This window comes from Lacinutrix sp. WUR7 (assembly GCF_016864015.1).
Taxonomy (GTDB): domain Bacteria; phylum Bacteroidota; class Bacteroidia; order Flavobacteriales; family Flavobacteriaceae; genus Oceanihabitans.
Genome location: NZ_CP045067.1, coordinates 940,016 through 957,057, shown reverse-complemented (window position 1 = coordinate 957,057; position 17,042 = coordinate 940,016). Strand labels below are relative to the sequence as shown.

Sequence of the window (17,042 nt, the reverse complement as noted above, 5' to 3'; positions counted from 1 at the left end):
AAAATAATGAGCGGAATTTTAAATTCTTCGATTGGAAGAAAGTTTGCCATGGCACTTTCGGCACTCTTCCTAATGATTTTCTTATTACAACATTTTGCAATTAACCTGTTGTCTGTCTTTAGTGCAGATACTTTTAATGAAGTTTCTCATTATATGGGAACCTTTTGGGCAATTCAATATGTGATGCAACCTGTATTAATTTTTGGTGTTATTTTCCATTTTGTAATGGGATTTGTTCTAGAGATTAAAAACAAAAAAGCACGAACAATAAGCTATGCCAAAAATAATGGTGCTGCTAATTCTACCTGGATGAGTCGTAATATGATTTACAGCGGACTAGCAATTTTAGCTTTTATCTGTTTACACTTTTATGATTTTTGGTTGCCAGAAATAAACACAAAATACATTCAAGGCGATATGTCTGGATTACTTGCCAATGGCGAGTTTAGATATTTTGAAGAGCTACAGCATAAGTTTGTAGATATCTGGAGAGTAGCATTATATTGTATTGCTTTTGTATTCTTAGCATTACACTTATTGCACGGGTTTAGTTCGGCATTCCAATCGGTTGGAGCAAACAATAAATATACAAAAGGATTAAAAGGATTCGGAAAAGCATATGCGATTATCATTCCATTAGGATTCATTTTCATTGCATTATTTCATCATTTTAATCACTAAAAAATATCTAATATGGCTTTAGATTCAAAAATACCAAAAGGTCCAATTAAAGATAAATGGACAGACTATAAAAATCATATCGACTTAGTAAATCCTGCAAACAAGCGTAACATAGATGTTATTATTGTTGGTACAGGTTTAGCTGGTGGATCTGCTGCTGCTACGTTAGCAGAGCTTGGTTATAACGTAAAAGCATTTTGCTTTCAAGATTCTCCAAGACGTGCACACTCTATTGCAGCACAAGGAGGAATTAACGCAGCAAAGAACTACCAAGGAGATGGAGATTCTACATATAGATTGTTTTACGATACTGTAAAAGGTGGTGATTATCGTTCGCGTGAAGCAAACGTATACCGTTTGGCTGAGGTATCTGCAAACATTATTGACCAATGTGTTGCACAAGGGGTTCCTTTTGCAAGAGAATATGGTGGATTATTAGATAACCGTTCGTTTGGTGGTGTATTAGTATCTCGTACTTTTTACGCAGCTGGACAAACAGGACAACAATTATTATTAGGAGCCTATTCTGCTATGAACCGTCAAATTGGTCGTGGTAAAATCAAAATGTACAACCGTCACGAAATGTTAGACGTTGTTAAAGTAGATGGAAAAGCTCGTGGAATTATAACACGTAACTTAATTACTGGAGAAGTAGAACGTCATTCGGCACATGCTGTAGTTCTTGGAACTGGTGGTTATGGTAATGTATTCTTCTTATCGACTAATGCGATGGGAAGTAATGTAACAGCAGCTTGGAAAGCACATAAACGTGGTGCTTACTTTGCAAACCCTTGTTACACACAAATTCACCCAACATGTATTCCTGTTTCTGGAGATCATCAGTCTAAACTAACGTTAATGTCTGAGTCTTTACGTAATGACGGACGTATTTGGGTGCCAAAACACATGAAAGATGTGGAGGCTATTCGTAATAAAACGTTACAGCCTAAAGATATTAAAGAAGAAGACAGAGACTATTATTTAGAACGTCGTTATCCTGCATTCGGAAACCTAGTACCTCGTGATGTTGCCTCTCGTGCTGCAAAAGAGCGTTGTGATGCTGGTTTTGGTGTAAATGCAACAGGTGAAGCTGTATTCTTAGATTTTGCTTCGGCAATTCAACGTTACGGAAAAGAAACAGCACACGTTAAAGGATTAAATGAAAATGATGCCGCTCTTGTTAAAAAATTAGGACAAGAAGTAATCAAAAATAAATACGGAAACTTATTCCAAATGTATGAGAAGATCGTAGATCAAGATCCATACAACACGCCAATGATGATTTATCCAGCAGTACACTACACAATGGGTGGTGTTTGGGTAGATTATAACTTAATGACAACCGTTCCTGGTTTATACTGTATTGGAGAAGCAAATTTCTCTGATCATGGTGCAAACAGACTTGGTGCTTCGGCATTAATGCAAGGTTTAGCAGATGGTTATTTTGTATTGCCTTATACGATTGGTGATTATTTATCAGATGATATTAGAACAGGACCAATTTCTACAGATTCGAAAGAATTTGAGGATGCGGAAAAAGAAGTAAAAAAGACTTTAGATTTCTTCGTTACTAATAAAGGTTCTCACTCAGTAGATTATTTCCATAAGAAATTAGGGAAAATCATGTGGAACAAAGTAGGAATGGCTAGAAACGTTAAAGGATTAACCGAAGCTATTTCAGAAATTAAAGAACTCCGAGCAGAATTCTGGAAAGACGTAAAAGTTCCTGGAACAAACGAAGAATACAACGAAGAATTAGCAAAAGCTGGTCGTGTTGCAGATTTCTTAGAATTAGGAGAATTATTCGCTAAAGATGCTTTAAACAGAGAAGAATCTTGTGGAGGACACTTTAGAGAAGATGCAGTAGAATTAGATGGGGAACAAAAAGGAGAAGCAAAACGTGATGATGAAAACTTCGCATATGTTGCTGCTTGGGAATACAAAGGAGAACCTAGCGATGCTGTTTTACATAAAGAGGAATTAGAGTTCAAGGATATAGAATTAAAACAAAGATCATACAAATAAGGAAAGCTATGAATTTAACACTGAAAATTTGGCGTCAAAAAAACGCAAGTGATAAAGGGAAAATGGTGGATTATAAAGTCACCGATATTTCTCCAGATATGTCTTTCCTTGAAATGTTAGATGTATTAAACGAACAATTAATTAACAAAGATGAAGAGCCAGTAGCTTTCGATCACGATTGTCGTGAAGGAATTTGCGGAATGTGTTCTTTATATATTAACGGAGAAGCACATGGACCTGATCGTGGTGTAACCACTTGTCAGTTACACATGCGTATGTTTAAAGATGGCGATACCATTACTATCGAGCCATTTAGAGCAACAGCATTTCCAGTTGTAAAAGATTTAATTGTAGATAGAACTTCTTTTGATAGAATTCAACATGCAGGAGGATTTATTTCGGTAAATACTTCAGGGAATACTATTGATGCAAATACAATTCCTATTAATAAACACGATGCAGATACGGCTTTTGATTCTGCAACTTGTATTGGATGTGGTGCTTGTGTAGCTTCTTGTAAAAACTCTTCAGCAATGTTATTTGTTGGTGCTAAAGTATCTCAATTTGCATTGTTACCACAAGGTCAAATTGAAGCTACAGATCGTGTTTTAAACATGGTAAAACAAATGGATGATGAAGGTTTTGGTAACTGTACCAACACTGGAGCTTGCGAAGTGGAATGTCCTAAAGGAATTTCTTTAAAAAATATCGCTCGTATGAATTCAGAATACTTAAAAGCATCCTTAAAAGGATAATATTTTGTCATACTGCGCTTGTCGAAGTGTAGTTTAAGGATCTCATTATAAATTAAAATCTCAAGAGCAATCTTGGGATTTTTTGTTTAGCTTTAACCTTTAAATTTTGAATATGAATTATAGATATATCACCAGTTTATTTTTAATGTTTTTTTCATTAGCAAGTTGTAAAGGTCAAACGGAAACGCCAAAGGTTGCAGTCGAAGTATTGGAACAAAATTGGTTCCACGCAGATTCTTTATTGCATCATGTGGAAGTTTTATCTTCCGATGTTTTTGAAGGTAGACGTACCGGAACCGCTGGAGCAGAAAAAGCAAAAAACTATATCATAAATAAATTTCAAGAGTTACAAGTGGTACCGCTTACTAAAAACTTTGAACAGCATTTTTCCTTTACACGCAGAAGTAAAGAATATGCAGGTACTAATGTTCTCGGACTTATAAAAGGAAGTGTAAAGCCAGAAGAATACATCGTGCTTTCTGCGCATTATGATCATGTAGGTGTAAAAGGTGGAAAAATTTATAATGGTGCAGATGATGACGCTTCAGGTATTTCAGCATTGTTCGCTTTCGCGGAATACTTCCAGAAAAACCCACCAAAGCATTCTGTTATTTTGGCTGCTGTAGATGCCGAAGAACTAGGTTTGGTTGGTTCTAAATATTTTGTGAAAAATTCTATTATTCCACTAGAAAATATCAAATTGAATATCAATATGGATATGATTAGCCGAAATAATAAAAACGAATTATTTGCAGTTGGATCTTTTCATTATAAACAATTAGAACCAGCAATTAAAAGTATACAGCCTTCCGAAAATATAAAACTTATTATTGGTCATGATGGTAGTGATACATTAGATGATTGGACGCAATCTTCCGATCATGCCCCGTTTCATGATGTAAACATTCCCTTTATTTATTTTGGCGTAGAAGATCATAAAGATTACCATAAGCCTACAGACGATTACGAAAATATTCACCCTAATTTTTATCAAAATGCAGTAACTACTATTATTACTGTTTTTAAAAAATTAGACACTACAGAATTATAAAAAATGCAAGATCCAAATACATTTTATAAACAAGAATTAGAAGCGCATCAATTAGAAGTTAAGTCTTTGTATAAGAAACTTACTAGCTTGAGTTTTGCTAGAATATCGGTTTTTATTGCTACAGGTATTGGAGTTTATTTTGCTTTTAGTAACCTGCAAATAGCCATAGGAATAGCAATTGTTGGTATTGTTGCTTTTATCTATTTACTTTCTAAATACACCGATTTAAAATACCAACACAATCTAAAAAAAGCATTAGTTGCGATTAATGAAGAAGAACTAAAAATTGCTTCTGGAGATTTTAAAGGAAGAGACGAAGGCTTGCAATTTCAAGACCCAAATCATGCTTTTAGTTTAGATGTAGATTTGTTTGGCAAAGGCTCTTTTTTTCAATTTATAAATCGAACAGCCACAGAAGAAGGTACAAAGTATTTAGTAAAGGAACTGACGGCAAATAATATTGAAGGGATAAATTCACGTCAAGAAGCGATCAAGGAATTAGCCGGTAAACCAAAATGGCGACAACATTTCTCGGCAGTGGCAAGCTTGATTCAAACGGAAACGCCAGCATCAAAAATTACAGATTGGTTGAAAGAGCATAAATCCTTTTTACCAAAAAGCATGCGTTTTATACCTCTTGCTTTTACTATAGGTTCTGGAATAATTCTGTTTTTAGGAATCTTTGAAATCATCTCCTTTTTGTTTTTAGTTTTTTGGTTGCTTTTGGGTTCTGGTATCTCTGGAGTATATTTAAAAAGAATAAACGATTTAGCGGCTAATACCGATCAGGTTAAGGATACTTTTAAACAATATGCTTCCTTATTAGAACAAATGGAAACGGAAAATTTTTCTTCAAAATTATTAAGAGGAAAACAAGAATATATTCAGCAAGAAGAAAAAAAAGCGTCTTTAATTTTTAAAGAATTTTCAAAACACATTGATGCTTTAGATAATAGAAATAATTTAATTTCTACCATTTTTGGTAATGGTTTTCTTTTAATTGATATAAGAAATTCTTATCAAATTGAGCAATGGATTGCGCAATACAAAACAACGGTTTCGCATTGGTTTGAAGTGGTTTCCTTTTTTGACGCGTACAATACTTTAGGTAATTATACTTTTAATCAACCGGACTTTGTATTTCCAGAAATTGTGAAAGAAAAGATTGTCATAAAAGCGAAAAATTTAGGACATCCTTTATTAGATAAAAACAAAAGAGTTACTAGTGATTTAAATATTAATGACCAACAGTTTTTTATTGTTACAGGAGCAAATATGGCGGGAAAAAGTACTTTTTTAAGAACCGTTTCTTTGCATATTGTGATGGCTAATGTTGGCTTACCTATTTGTGCCACCTCTAGTATTTACAATCCTATAAAATTGATCACAAGCATGCGCACCAGCGATTCCCTTACAGATGATAGCAGTTATTTCTTTAGTGAGTTAACGCGCTTAAAGTTTATTGTAGATGCCTTACAAGACGATTCTTATTTTATTATTCTAGATGAAATTTTAAAAGGGACCAACTCTACAGACAAAGCTATTGGTTCTCGTAAGTTTGTTGAAAAATTAGTTTCTAAAAATGCTACTGGAATTATTGCAACCCACGATTTAAGTTTATGCGAAATTGAAAAGGAATTAGACGAAGTAAAAAACTACTATTTCGATGCAGAAATAATTAATGATGAACTCTTTTTCGATTACAAGTTAAAACACGGCATCTGCCAAAATATGAATGCGAGTTTCTTGTTGAAGAAAATGGAGATCATTTAGAGGAGGTACTTTTTTAGAGTACTTAGTTGTCTATTAAACATTCGTTTAAAAAAAAAGGCTATATTTGAAAAGCTTCATTTATTTTATGCTTCTTTATGATATTAAAACTATACTCTTTTTTATTCCAATTAATTGATAGTTCTATTGTAAGTTTTTTCCGAATTATTTTTGGATGCTTTATGGTTTACCAAATGATTTATTATTACGAGGTAGATTATACTTTTCAGTTTATGAAAGGCCCAGAAGTATTATTTCCATACTACGGATTATCATTTTTAAAACCATTATCTATAGGTGCTTTAAAGGCTATTCATTTTGGAATGTTTATTTCGTCGATATTAATAACGCTTGGTTTTTTGTATCGTTATGCCATGATATTTTTCTTTTTAGGCTTTTCATATTTCACCTTTATTGACAAAACTTTATACAACAACCATCTATATTTAATAGCCTTAATTGCTTTTGTAATGATATTTATTGAAGCGGATAAAAAATATAGTTTACGATCAAAGTTTTCTAAAAAACAATTGGTAAAAGTAGTTCCTGCTTGGAATCAATATATACTAATATTCCTAATTAGTTTACCTTATTTTTTTGGTGGAATTGCAAAATTATCTTCTAATTGGCTAGATACTAACTTAACAAGTGTTATTATAAAACAGTCTAACGGAAGCTTCTTATATCAGCTTTTACCTGAAACAATTTTGAATAATTTAGTTACCTATGGAGGTGTTTTATTCGACCTAAGCATTGTATTTATCCTTTTAAATAAGCGTACAAGGAAAGTAGGATTATTGTTAGTAGTTATATTTAGTTTGATTAATGGAACAATTCTTTTTAGTGATATAGGAATATTTCCGTTTTTTATGATTTGTTCCACTATTTTGTTTTTAAATTCAGATAAAGTAGGAGCGTTTTTAGATGTTTTTCTAGTTAAAAAAGCAACGGATAAGAAGTTTAAAAACAAACAAGAAAGAAAGGAATTTATGGCTAAACAAAGGTTAGTTAATCAAGCCAATAATACAATCGAAAACAAAAAAGAGGGTTGGAATAATTTTAGAAGAGCGACAGCATTTTACATCTTAGTTTTTGTTGTTTTTCATCTGCTATTTCCTCTTAGATATATGTTTTTAACTACAAATCCAGAATGGACAGGGATTGCATCTCGATTTTCTTGGAGAATGAAAATGCAAACTAGAAATGTTACAGAATTTAATATGTCGTTAACGGATACAAAAACTTCTAACACTTATCATTTGGATGGGAAATCTTATGTGACTAAAAATCAATATATACACATGTTAGAAGATCCTTTTACTTTTATTCACCTTTCTAAATACATAAGTAAAAAATTGGAAAGAGAAAGTGGTATTGTAAATCCAAGTATTAAAGCAAAAATTAAAGTAGAATTTAATGGGTTGCCAAATCAATATATGATTTCTCCTAATGTAGATTTAACTAAGCTAAGTGAAAGTCCCTTTGAAGATGCTTCTTGGATACCTCCTCTTAAAAAGTAGTTGTTAATTAATGTTTTAGTTGAAGACGGACAGAATTTAAAAATTACTTCGTTTTTTTCAATTCAAATCCTTCCAGTTTTCTAATAAAAATGCCTTTATTTAATTAAAATAGAAATGTTTACTATAAAAAAGACCTGCCAGTTTTAGGAAACTTGACAGGTCATGAATTTTATTTTTAAAAACTAAAGATATATTTATTTTATCGGACAACCAATCGCTTTTGTGAAATTAGGATTTGGTTTTTCTCCTTTTTCTAAAGCTGCAATTGCATTTTCTACATACTTCACTTTTACGTTTTCTGGAGATTTTGAATTATCATCAATAGTACCAATATATTGTACTTTTAAATCTTTATCTAATAGGAATACGTGAGGCGTTCTAACGGCTCCAAATTTTGGATATACTTTTTGTCCTTCATCTACTAAGTAAGGAAATGTAAACCCTTTTTCTTCAGAACGTTTTTGCATCGCCTCATAACTTTCTTTTTCGTTTTCATGATTATTACCATTAATAGCAATTACAGGATATCCTTTTGGTGCATAGGTATTGTTTAATGCAATCAAACGGTCTTCGTATAATACGGAAAACGGACATCCATTACAGGTAAAAGTTACAATGTATCCTTTTGCATCTTTATAGCTAGCTAAAGAAACCATAGATCCGTCTACGTTTTTAAGCGAAAAATCTTCTGCTACATCTCCAATTTTATAACCTCCAATTTCTTCTAATGTTCTTGTTTGTTCTGGTGATCCTCCACGAGGTGCTCCTTTATGATCTCCTTTTTCACCATGTGGTGGTGGTCCTTTATGATCTCCTTTTTCACCATGTGGTGGAGGTCCTTTATGGTCTCCATGTTCTCCATGACCTTTTTCGTCCTGTTTGTGTTCTGTGTGTTCTCCTGTTTTTTTACTTGTATCGTTTTTACAAGAAGTTAAAACCCATGCAGATATGCAGATAATTGCAATTAGTATACTAATCTTTTTCATTATTGATTTTGGTTTATTTATTATTAAAAATTTGTAGTTATTTGATTTTCTAAATCTTCTAAGTTTTCAAAAGATCGTTCGTAATATTTACGGGTTTTATTATTGAATATAATGGTAAAAGGAATCGCTCCAGACCAATCCGGATTCACTTTATCAATCCAACTATTGGCATCTGGATCGTCTAATAAAACAACTTTGGAAGTAATATTTCTTTCTTTTAGAAAAGGCTTAAGTTTTGTATCTATATCTTTTATAAAATCCATACTTACCAATAAAACTTCTACGTCCGGATTTTTGTCTGCATATTCCTGAATATATGGAAGCTCTTTTACGCAAGGAGCACACCACATCGCCCAAAAATTTATGATATAGGTTTTATTCGTGTTTGTGTATAGAAGTGGTTCTAGGTCGTTAAAATTGTAAATAGGTATATCACCGATTGTCGTTACCGAAGGTGTAGTCGTTTTGTTTGTTTCCGAATGTTTTTCTTTACAACTAAAGCACAAATAGAATAGTATCGCTAAATAAATAGCGTTTTTATTTATTAGTGGAATCATTTAATAAAAAGCAAGTTTTGTAGTTAGACTTGCTTTTTTATTAAAGGTTTAATAGGAATTATTTATTTTTTTATTCAAGAAGATGTAGAATCTTCAATCTTAATAATTCCTTCCCTTTTTTTAAGGGAAGGTGGTTTCCACTTTTTTTAGTGGTAGACGGAAGGGTTTTAAAAACCACCTCGTCTTTCCATTTTTTATTAAATGGAAATCCACTCCTCCTTGAAAAAAGGAGGAGAGTTTGCTTACTCCTATGTTATTTGCTAAAACTGAAAATCGCTTTGCTATTTTTGCTTCAAACTCTCCGAATTTTCTAAAGAAAATCCACCTCTCTTTAGCTAAAGAGAGGAACACATATTAACTAAATTATTATTTGTTATAAGCTCTCCTCTTATTTTAAGAGGAGAATGAATTATGATTTTTTTTAAAATCATAAGAAAGAGGAGTTAAGACTTATCATCCTTATTCCCACTTTCTATTTCAGATGTAATCTTAGCAATCATTTCCGGAGCATTTTTGTCTTCCGGATGTATACTTAGTACTTTGTAATAGGTTTTAAGTGCTTCGGAATAGTTTTTAGTTTCAAAATAAGCTTCCGCTAAACTATCGTATACATTGTGTTTGTATGGAAAGATTTTAGTGTTTAAATCGAAAACATACATCGCTTTATCCAATTCTTTCGCTCGTAAATACACATAACCTAAAGTGTTTAATTCTCTACTTCCTTCTACATATTCTGACAACATAGAAACCAGATTGGCTTCTTCTATTTTTAAACTATCTATAGTTTTACTTGCCAATAAATTTTGCACATAATTTGCAGCTATATAATTTGATGAATAACGTTCTCCATTCACTATTTTAAGCATATCACGTTCTAAAGTTTCTTGTGGATGTTCTACAATTCTATTCGCTTCTTTTCCGTTTTTATAAAAAATAAAAGTAGGTACTCTGTGAATATTCATGCCTTTTTCTTCGCCATTCGGACCTTGTTTATAGGCCTCACTTTTTCTATCTAAAGCAATAACTTCTAACTGATTTTCTGGAAAATTAACAGTTTCTAAAACACTGTAAAAATGCGGAACTTCCTTTTTACTATCTCCACACCAAGTACCAAGAAATACTTTAATAGTGTAATTGTTTAAAGAATCTTTTAGTTGATTGGCTATTTTTTTATTCACCGCATAATCGTCCTGATTTTTGTTAAACCATTCGCTAAAAGGGGCTTTTTGTAAACCTTTTTTATTGATGGTTCCTAGTAGCATTTCGTTTCCTTTTTCATCTAAAACTTGCTGGTTTAGGCTTTGTGAAAATGTTGCTGAAAAACTTAAAATTGCGATTAATAGAATAATTGTTCGAGTCATGATTGTTGATGTTTTTGTTATTCAAACATAATACAGAATTCCAATTTTCACCAATAAGTAGTACCAACAGCATACTTAAAACAACAAACAGCAATTTTTAGGTCGTTTGCAATACTAAATGAGGTTTTTGTACTTAATTTTTGAGGATTAAGTCATTTCTGAGTACTTTCAACAAAACTTAAGTCGGTATGAGAACAATCACTCCTAGTGACCATTAAACTTTAAACTTGATTACACTTAAAAAACATACTTCACAAATATTGGTACACATCTTATTCTGGATGCTTTTTATATTTGTGTCTCTTTCTGTTTTTTCGCAATATTATTGGCGTGAAAACCCGTTTTTACAGTATCTGTCTATTTTAGTGGTTATCGTTTATGTAAATAATCTATTGCTGCTACCTTTCTTTATAAAAAAGCGATTGTATATTATTTACGTTTTTGTTTTTGTGGCAATCTCCTTTTTTGCAACCCAATTATACTGTAATGTATTTGCGCAATGTGGTTGTTCTATTATGAAATGTTTGAGTGACTATTTATGGCAAACCTTGGTTCCGCTTATTTTCTTTTCATTTATATGGATGTTATATCGTTTTTTAGAGAAGCAAGACGAAGTAGAAAAAATAAAGCAAGAACACTTAGAAATGGAGTTGAAGTTTTTGAAATCGCAGATAAATCCGCACGTGCTTTTTAATAATCTGAATACCATTTATTCGTATGCTTTAGAAAAACCGAAGGAAACTCCGGAGCTTATTTTAATGCTGTCTGATAACCTAAAACATGTGTTATATGAAAGTAACGCCAAAACCGTTTCGCTAGAAAAAGAATTGCAGTTTATAGATAATTACATGACTTTTCAAGGGATTAGAACCGAAGGTGTAAAGCATATAAATTATAATAAATCGATACAATCTTCAGAAAAACAAATTGCGCCTTTATTGCTGATTTGTATTATTGAAAATGCTTTTAAACATAGTACTTTGGGAAGTGATATTTCGGTTTCCATTACGGAGAAAAATGGCGTTTTAGAATGTGTTTGTCTCAATGATTATGATAAAGAAAAAGTAACTACCGAAGATTTTAAGATTGGTCTACGAAACCTAGAGAAGCGTTTACAGCTCATTTATAAAGAAGATTATAAGCTTGAAGTTTTTAAAGACGAAGTATATAAGGTTTATTTAAAACTTAAGTTACATTAATACTAATGTCTCCTCGAGCGCAGTCGAGAGGTTTATTGAGGTCTCGACTGCGCTCGACCTGACAATTCATGAAGAATAAAACATATGACTTGCATTATAATAGAAGACGAAATTCCTGCTCAAAATATTCTAAAGAACTATTTAAGCAAATTACCAAACTTAGAGCTTTTGGGTGTTTTTAATGCTGCGATTGAAGCAAATACTTTTTTAAAATGTAATACAACCGATGTGGTTTTTTTAGATATTAATCTGCCAGATATTTCCGGAATCGATTTTATTAAAACCATTAAAAATCCGCCAGCAATTATTATGACTACTGCGTATCCAGATTACGCAGTTAGTAGTTTTGAGTTAGAAACTATTGTCGATTATTTAGTAAAACCGTTTGGGTTTGATCGCTTTTTGAAAGCAATTAATAAAGCCGAAAATAGCGTCGAAAAATCGGCTCTTTCTTCCGAAGAAAATATAGAAGAAACCCTCTTTTTAAATGTAGATAAAACACTTCATAAAATTATAATTAACGATATTTTGTATTTAGAATCCGATAGAAACTATATTACAATAATTACAAAAAACAAGAAGCTTTCATTTATTGATTCGCTTAAAAATTGGAATGAAAAACTATCCGAAGCAGATTTTATACAAGTGCATAAATCGTTTATAATTAATAGAAGGTATGTCGATAAAATTTCTGGGAACGAGATTTATGTGCAAGGGAATAGACTTCCTATTGGTAGAACCTATAAGCAAGAGTTGTTGAAATTGTTGAAGATTGTTTAATTTTTAAAATTCGCTTCGCTCTTTTTGCTTCAAATCTACCTCTGTTTAACTAAAGAGAGAAACTCTTTCTGTTCCTGATTTTGTAAAAAAGAAAGAAATAGGAGTTAAAAAAAGACCTCACAGATTTTAAAATCTGTGAGGTCTAATTAACTGTAAAATGTGACTGAATACTTTTTTATTGCTTATCCGTTTTAGGATGTACCAATTTCATTTCATCAATTAAATGGGTTGCTCCAGCATATTTATCTACAATAAATAATACATAACGTACATCTACCATAATGTTTCTGCAAATCTCAGGATCATAATTCATGTCGCTCATAGTACCTTCCCAAACGCGATCAAAGTTTAAACCTACTAAGTTTCCGTGTGCATCAATTGCAGGACTTCCAGAGTTTCCTCCAGTAGTATGATTGGTTCCTAAGAAACAAACCGGTACTTTCCCATTGCTATCTGCGTATTGTCCGTAATCTTTGTTTTTATATAGCTCCAATAATTTTTCAGGAACATCAAATTCATAATCTCCAGGAACATATTTTTCAATTACACCATCTAAATAACTTACCGGATTGTAATACACCGCATCTCTTGGCGAATAACCTCTAACTTGTCCGTACGTTACTCGTAATGTACTATTTGCATCTGGAAAATATCGCGCTTCAGGAAGAGCTTTCATTAAAGCAGTCATGTACTTAGTTTGTAAGGCTGTAATTGGTTCGTTTTTTGCTTCGTATTCTTTATTTATGGTGTTGTAAAACTCCGCAATCATAGGTTTTGCATATTTATATGCAGCATCTTTGTTTAGTTTTTTAAGTACACTTTTAGCATCTCCATCTAAAAGTTTTAAAGCTTCATCCAGATTGGTAAAAGCTGTTTTATCATAAATAGAAGCGTCTACATTTTTATTGTAAAAAGGCATCACGTTATTAAAAACACCTTTATCTACATCGACATCATAATTTTTATGAATGCTCTTTAGCGTTCCTGCTAAACGCTCTTTGGCTTTATCAAAAGCTTCCGGATTAGCTTTAATAGCCTCTTCCATTTGATAAGCTCTAAAAGTCATTTGCATCAGCTCATTGGTTACCAAGAACACTTCAATAAAGTTTCTTCGTTTAATATTTATTGGTGCAAAATCTTTATATAGTTTATCAAATTCTGGCAAAATATTTCCATATTTCGCATCTAAGCCTTTTTCTTTTAATGCTTTGGTAAACGTAGCTTCAAAAGCACGTCGCTTTGCAACAGCATCACTTTTTTCAATTCCTAGATTTTCACCTATCCATTTTTTCCAAGCATTTGCAATACGTGCTTGTTTGGATGCGTATTTAATGCGAATCGCATCACTCGTTTTCATTTTTGCGTCGATAACTTTTAAAGCAGCTTCGCGAATGGCAATATTTGTTGGATTAAATTCTTCTGTAATATGCTCTATTGCAACTGCTGGTAAATATTCGTTGGTACTTCCAGGAAAACCAAATACCATAGTGAAATCGCCTTCTTCAACGCCATCTAAAGAAACAGGTAAAAAGTGTTTTGGTTTATATGGTTGGTTGTCTTTGCTATATTTTGCAGGTCTGTTATTAGCATCTGCATAAATACGAAACATAGAAAAGTCACCGGTATGTCTTGGGAAAACCCAGTTGTCTGTATCGCTTCCAAATTTACCAATGCTTGTTGGAGGAGCACCAACTAAACGAATATCTTCAAAACGTTCTGTAACGAATAAGAAATATTGGTTTCCATTATAAAAAGCTTTTGTTTTAACATCTTGCCAAGGTTCTCTAGGCCAATTTTTCATTAAACCATTAGCGTTTTTATCGATAACAGATTGCTTTTCTTTTTCGGTCATGTCTTCATTTACAACCGCAAGCACTTCTTCAGTTATATCTGTAATGCTAACAATAAACTCAATATATAAACCTTCGTTTGGTAACTCTTCTTCTAGAGACATTGCCCAAAAACCATCTTTTAAATAATCATTTTCTAATGAGGAATGTGCTTGTATTTGTCCGAAACCACAATGATGATTCGTCAATATTAAACCTTTATCACTAATAACTTCACTAGTACAACCTCCGTTAAAATGTCCAATAGCATCTTTTAAGCTAGAATTGTTTACATCGTATATGTCTTGAGCGGTAAGTTTACTACCTAGATTTGTCATTTCGGTTTCGTTCATACCTTCTAATAGGGAAGGAATCCACATACCACCTTGTTGTGCCGAAAGATTCAGCGAAATAAAAAGTAAGAGGAATTTAAATAGTTTCATAAGTCTTGTTTTTTAATGCTTTCAAAGATACTCAAAACAAATAGTTTTTGGGAATTTTAGAGGTAGTTATTGTTTTCTTTATCAAGGCAAAATTTTCAATCATAGCACAGTTATGGTTGAAAATTTTAACGCAGAAAAAGGGAAGAAGAACTTGTGTAAAAACCGAAGAACTATTTGTTTTGAGTATAAAAAAAACCAAGAAGTAAAAATTGTTAAAAAGGACTAAATTTATGTTCTAATAACTGACTATATTTACTATATGCAACATACATCTAAACTGCCTAACGTAGGCACCACCATTTTTTCTGTAATGAGCGCTTTGGCAAACCAACACAATGCTATTAATTTATCGCAAGGATTTCCTGGTTTTAGTAGTGATAAAAAACTAATGGATTTGGTGACAAAGGCTATGCATTCCGGTTATAACCAATATGCGCCAATGCCTGGAAATATGGAATTAAGGCAACGTATTGCTAATAAATTTGACTTCTTATATGGCACGAGCTATAATCCGGAAACGGAAATAACAGTTACAGCAGGAGCAACGCAGGCTATTTTTACTATTATTTCGGCATTTGTAAGACAGGAGGATGAAGTCATTATTTTTAAACCAGCTTACGATTGTTACCAACCAGCAATAGAATTACAAGGTGCAAAAACGATTTCTATACAATTAAATGCGCCAAATTATAAAGTAGATTGGAATGCTGTAGAACAGAAAATCAACAGGAAAACCAAGATGATTATTATTAATTCACCGCAAAATCCTAGTGGTAGTATTTTTTCGGAAGCCGATATGTTACAGCTTCAAGCGCTTACTGAAAATACAAACATAATTGTATTGAGTGATGAAGTGTACGAACATATTATTTTTGATGGTGAAAAACACCAAAGCGCCTGTTTGTTTTCAGATTTAAAAGCCAGAAGTTTTATAACGGCGTCTTTTGGGAAAACATTTCATAATACAGGATGGAAAATCGGGTATTGTTGTGCGCCAAAAGAACTGATGGAAGAGTTTAGAAAAGTGCATCAATTTAATGTGTTTTCGGTAAATCATCCGATGCAAAAAGGATTGGCAGATTATCTGAAAGAGCCAAGTCATTATTTAGAGCTTTCGGGCTTTTATCAAGAGAAAAGAGATTTGTTTTTAAGTTTGGTAAAAGATTCGCGTTTTAAGTTTAAAGCTGCAAAAGGAACGTATTTTCAGGTTTTAGATTTTTCTGAAATTACACAAGAATACGATGTGGATTTTGCAAAGCGATTAACTATTGAAAATGGTTTAGCGTCCATTCCATTATCGGTTTTTAACGATAATAATAAAGATGATAAGGTATTGCGTTTTTGTTTTGCGAAAACGGAAGACACTTTAAAAAAAGCTGCCGAAATATTAAATAAAATGTAACCCAGCGAAATTCATTTGGCAATATATTTGCTAACCATTATTGAACAATAAATATAAAACGATGAAAAAATTAATTACACTAACATTCCTTTTTGCTTTTAGTTGCATTATGAATGCTCAAGAAGTTCCAGTAGATGTAAAAACATATACGGTTAAAGAAGGTAAGATTTATCAAGCTGAAAAAGACGTTACAGCTATGCTAAGTGAGGAAAAACGTAATGCCGTTTTTGCTACGCATGAAATGGAGCTGAAGGTGCAAGAAGAAAAAGAACAAGCAGAAATAGCGAAACAAAAAGCAGATCAGTTAAAAGAAGCGAAGGAAAAGGAGTTAAAAAAAATTCAAGATGACAAAGAAGATGAAATAAAGAAAGCTCAAAAAGAAGAAGAAAAACGTCAGAAAGAACAAAAAAAGAACGAAAAAGACTTAAAAAAAGCAGAAAAGAAACAAAAACAGGCGGAAAAGGCTTTAAAGAAAAAGGAGAAAGCACAAAAATCTTTTGATAAATCAAATAGCAAGTTAGAGAGCTCTCAAAAGAAATATGACAAACTGAAAAAGAAAGGAAAACTATCTCCAGAAGATGAAGCAAAATGGTTTAAAAAATTGGAAGGTTTAAATAGTGATATTAAAAAGGCAGAAAAGAAATTAAGAAAAGCTTAATTATAAAAAGCTTTTAATTATTTGA

14 protein-coding genes are annotated in these 17,042 nt (G+C 32.3%); 10 read left to right on the top strand and 4 right to left on the bottom strand.

Annotated features, from left to right (window positions below):
* Positions 1 to 6: 6 nt before the first annotated feature.
* The 6 genes from FG167_RS04235 to FG167_RS04210 all read left to right on the top strand — a co-directional run bounded on the left by FG167_RS04235 (position 7) and on the right by FG167_RS04210 (position 7,802).
* Positions 7 to 681, top strand: coding sequence for a succinate dehydrogenase cytochrome b subunit (locus tag FG167_RS04235; protein ID WP_203460180.1), 675 nt, complete (start codon positions 7 to 9; stop codon positions 679 to 681).
* Between the two features lie 12 nt (positions 682 to 693).
* Positions 694 to 2,706 (top strand): fumarate reductase/succinate dehydrogenase flavoprotein subunit, encoded by a 2,013-nt coding sequence (locus FG167_RS04230; RefSeq protein ID WP_203460179.1) that lies wholly within the window; start codon positions 694 to 696, stop codon positions 2,704 to 2,706.
* Between the two features lie 8 nt (positions 2,707 to 2,714).
* On the top strand, positions 2,715 to 3,461 hold the full coding sequence (locus tag FG167_RS04225) for a succinate dehydrogenase/fumarate reductase iron-sulfur subunit (protein ID WP_203460178.1): 747 nt from the start codon (positions 2,715 to 2,717) through the stop codon (positions 3,459 to 3,461).
* Positions 3,462 to 3,573: 112 nt separating this feature from the next.
* Positions 3,574 to 4,512 carry a M28 family peptidase gene (locus FG167_RS04220; protein WP_239004441.1) on the top strand — a complete coding sequence of 313 codons (939 nt, stop codon included), beginning with the start codon at positions 3,574 to 3,576 and terminating at the stop codon, positions 4,510 to 4,512.
* 3 nt (positions 4,513 to 4,515) lie between these two features.
* Positions 4,516 to 6,285 (top strand): DNA mismatch repair protein MutS, encoded by a 1,770-nt coding sequence (locus FG167_RS04215; protein ID WP_203460177.1) that lies wholly within the window; start codon positions 4,516 to 4,518, stop codon positions 6,283 to 6,285.
* A gap of 95 nt (positions 6,286 to 6,380) precedes the next feature.
* Complete coding sequence (locus tag FG167_RS04210; RefSeq protein WP_255564183.1) at positions 6,381 to 7,802, top strand: HTTM domain-containing protein; 1,422 nt, start codon at positions 6,381 to 6,383, stop codon at positions 7,800 to 7,802.
* 194 nt (positions 7,803 to 7,996) lie between these two features.
* On the opposite strand, the gene FG167_RS04205 is transcribed toward FG167_RS04210, so the two are convergent.
* The 3 genes from FG167_RS04205 to FG167_RS04195 all read right to left on the bottom strand — a co-directional run bounded on the left by FG167_RS04205 (position 7,997) and on the right by FG167_RS04195 (position 10,706).
* Positions 7,997 to 8,788 (bottom strand): thioredoxin family protein, encoded by a 792-nt coding sequence (locus FG167_RS04205; RefSeq protein WP_203460175.1) that lies wholly within the window; start codon positions 8,786 to 8,788, stop codon positions 7,997 to 7,999.
* A gap of 23 nt (positions 8,789 to 8,811) precedes the next feature.
* On the bottom strand, positions 8,812 to 9,345 hold the full coding sequence (locus FG167_RS04200) for a TlpA disulfide reductase family protein (protein WP_203460174.1): 534 nt from the start codon (positions 9,343 to 9,345) through the stop codon (positions 8,812 to 8,814).
* Between the two features lie 443 nt (positions 9,346 to 9,788).
* A complete protein-coding gene (locus FG167_RS04195; protein WP_203460173.1) occupies positions 9,789 to 10,706 on the bottom strand; it encodes a thioredoxin family protein in 918 nt (305 codons plus the stop codon).
* A gap of 227 nt (positions 10,707 to 10,933) precedes the next feature.
* Here FG167_RS04195 and FG167_RS04190 point away from each other — a divergent pair, with 227 nt between their 5' ends.
* Entirely contained in the window at positions 10,934 to 11,905 is a 972-nt protein-coding gene (locus FG167_RS04190; RefSeq protein WP_239004440.1) for a sensor histidine kinase, read from the top strand.
* Between the two features lie 84 nt (positions 11,906 to 11,989).
* The gene (locus FG167_RS04185) at positions 11,990 to 12,685 is read left to right on the top strand and encodes a LytTR family DNA-binding domain-containing protein (RefSeq protein WP_203460172.1); all 696 of its coding nucleotides are present in this window, start codon (positions 11,990 to 11,992) and stop codon (positions 12,683 to 12,685) included.
* A gap of 175 nt (positions 12,686 to 12,860) precedes the next feature.
* Here the strand turns inward: FG167_RS04185 and FG167_RS04180 are convergent, their stop codons facing one another.
* Positions 12,861 to 14,957 carry a S46 family peptidase gene (locus tag FG167_RS04180; protein WP_203460171.1) on the bottom strand — a complete coding sequence of 699 codons (2,097 nt, stop codon included), beginning with the start codon at positions 14,955 to 14,957 and terminating at the stop codon, positions 12,861 to 12,863.
* 259 nt (positions 14,958 to 15,216) lie between these two features.
* On the opposite strand from FG167_RS04180, the gene FG167_RS04175 reads away from it, so the two are divergent.
* Positions 15,217 to 16,359, top strand: a complete 1,143-nt coding sequence (locus FG167_RS04175; protein WP_203460170.1) for a methionine aminotransferase — start codon at positions 15,217 to 15,219, stop codon at positions 16,357 to 16,359.
* A 61-nt stretch (positions 16,360 to 16,420) separates the two neighbouring features.
* On the top strand, positions 16,421 to 17,017 hold the full coding sequence (locus FG167_RS04170; RefSeq protein ID WP_203460169.1) for a hypothetical protein: 597 nt from the start codon (positions 16,421 to 16,423) through the stop codon (positions 17,015 to 17,017).
* Positions 17,018 to 17,042 lie beyond the last annotated feature (25 nt).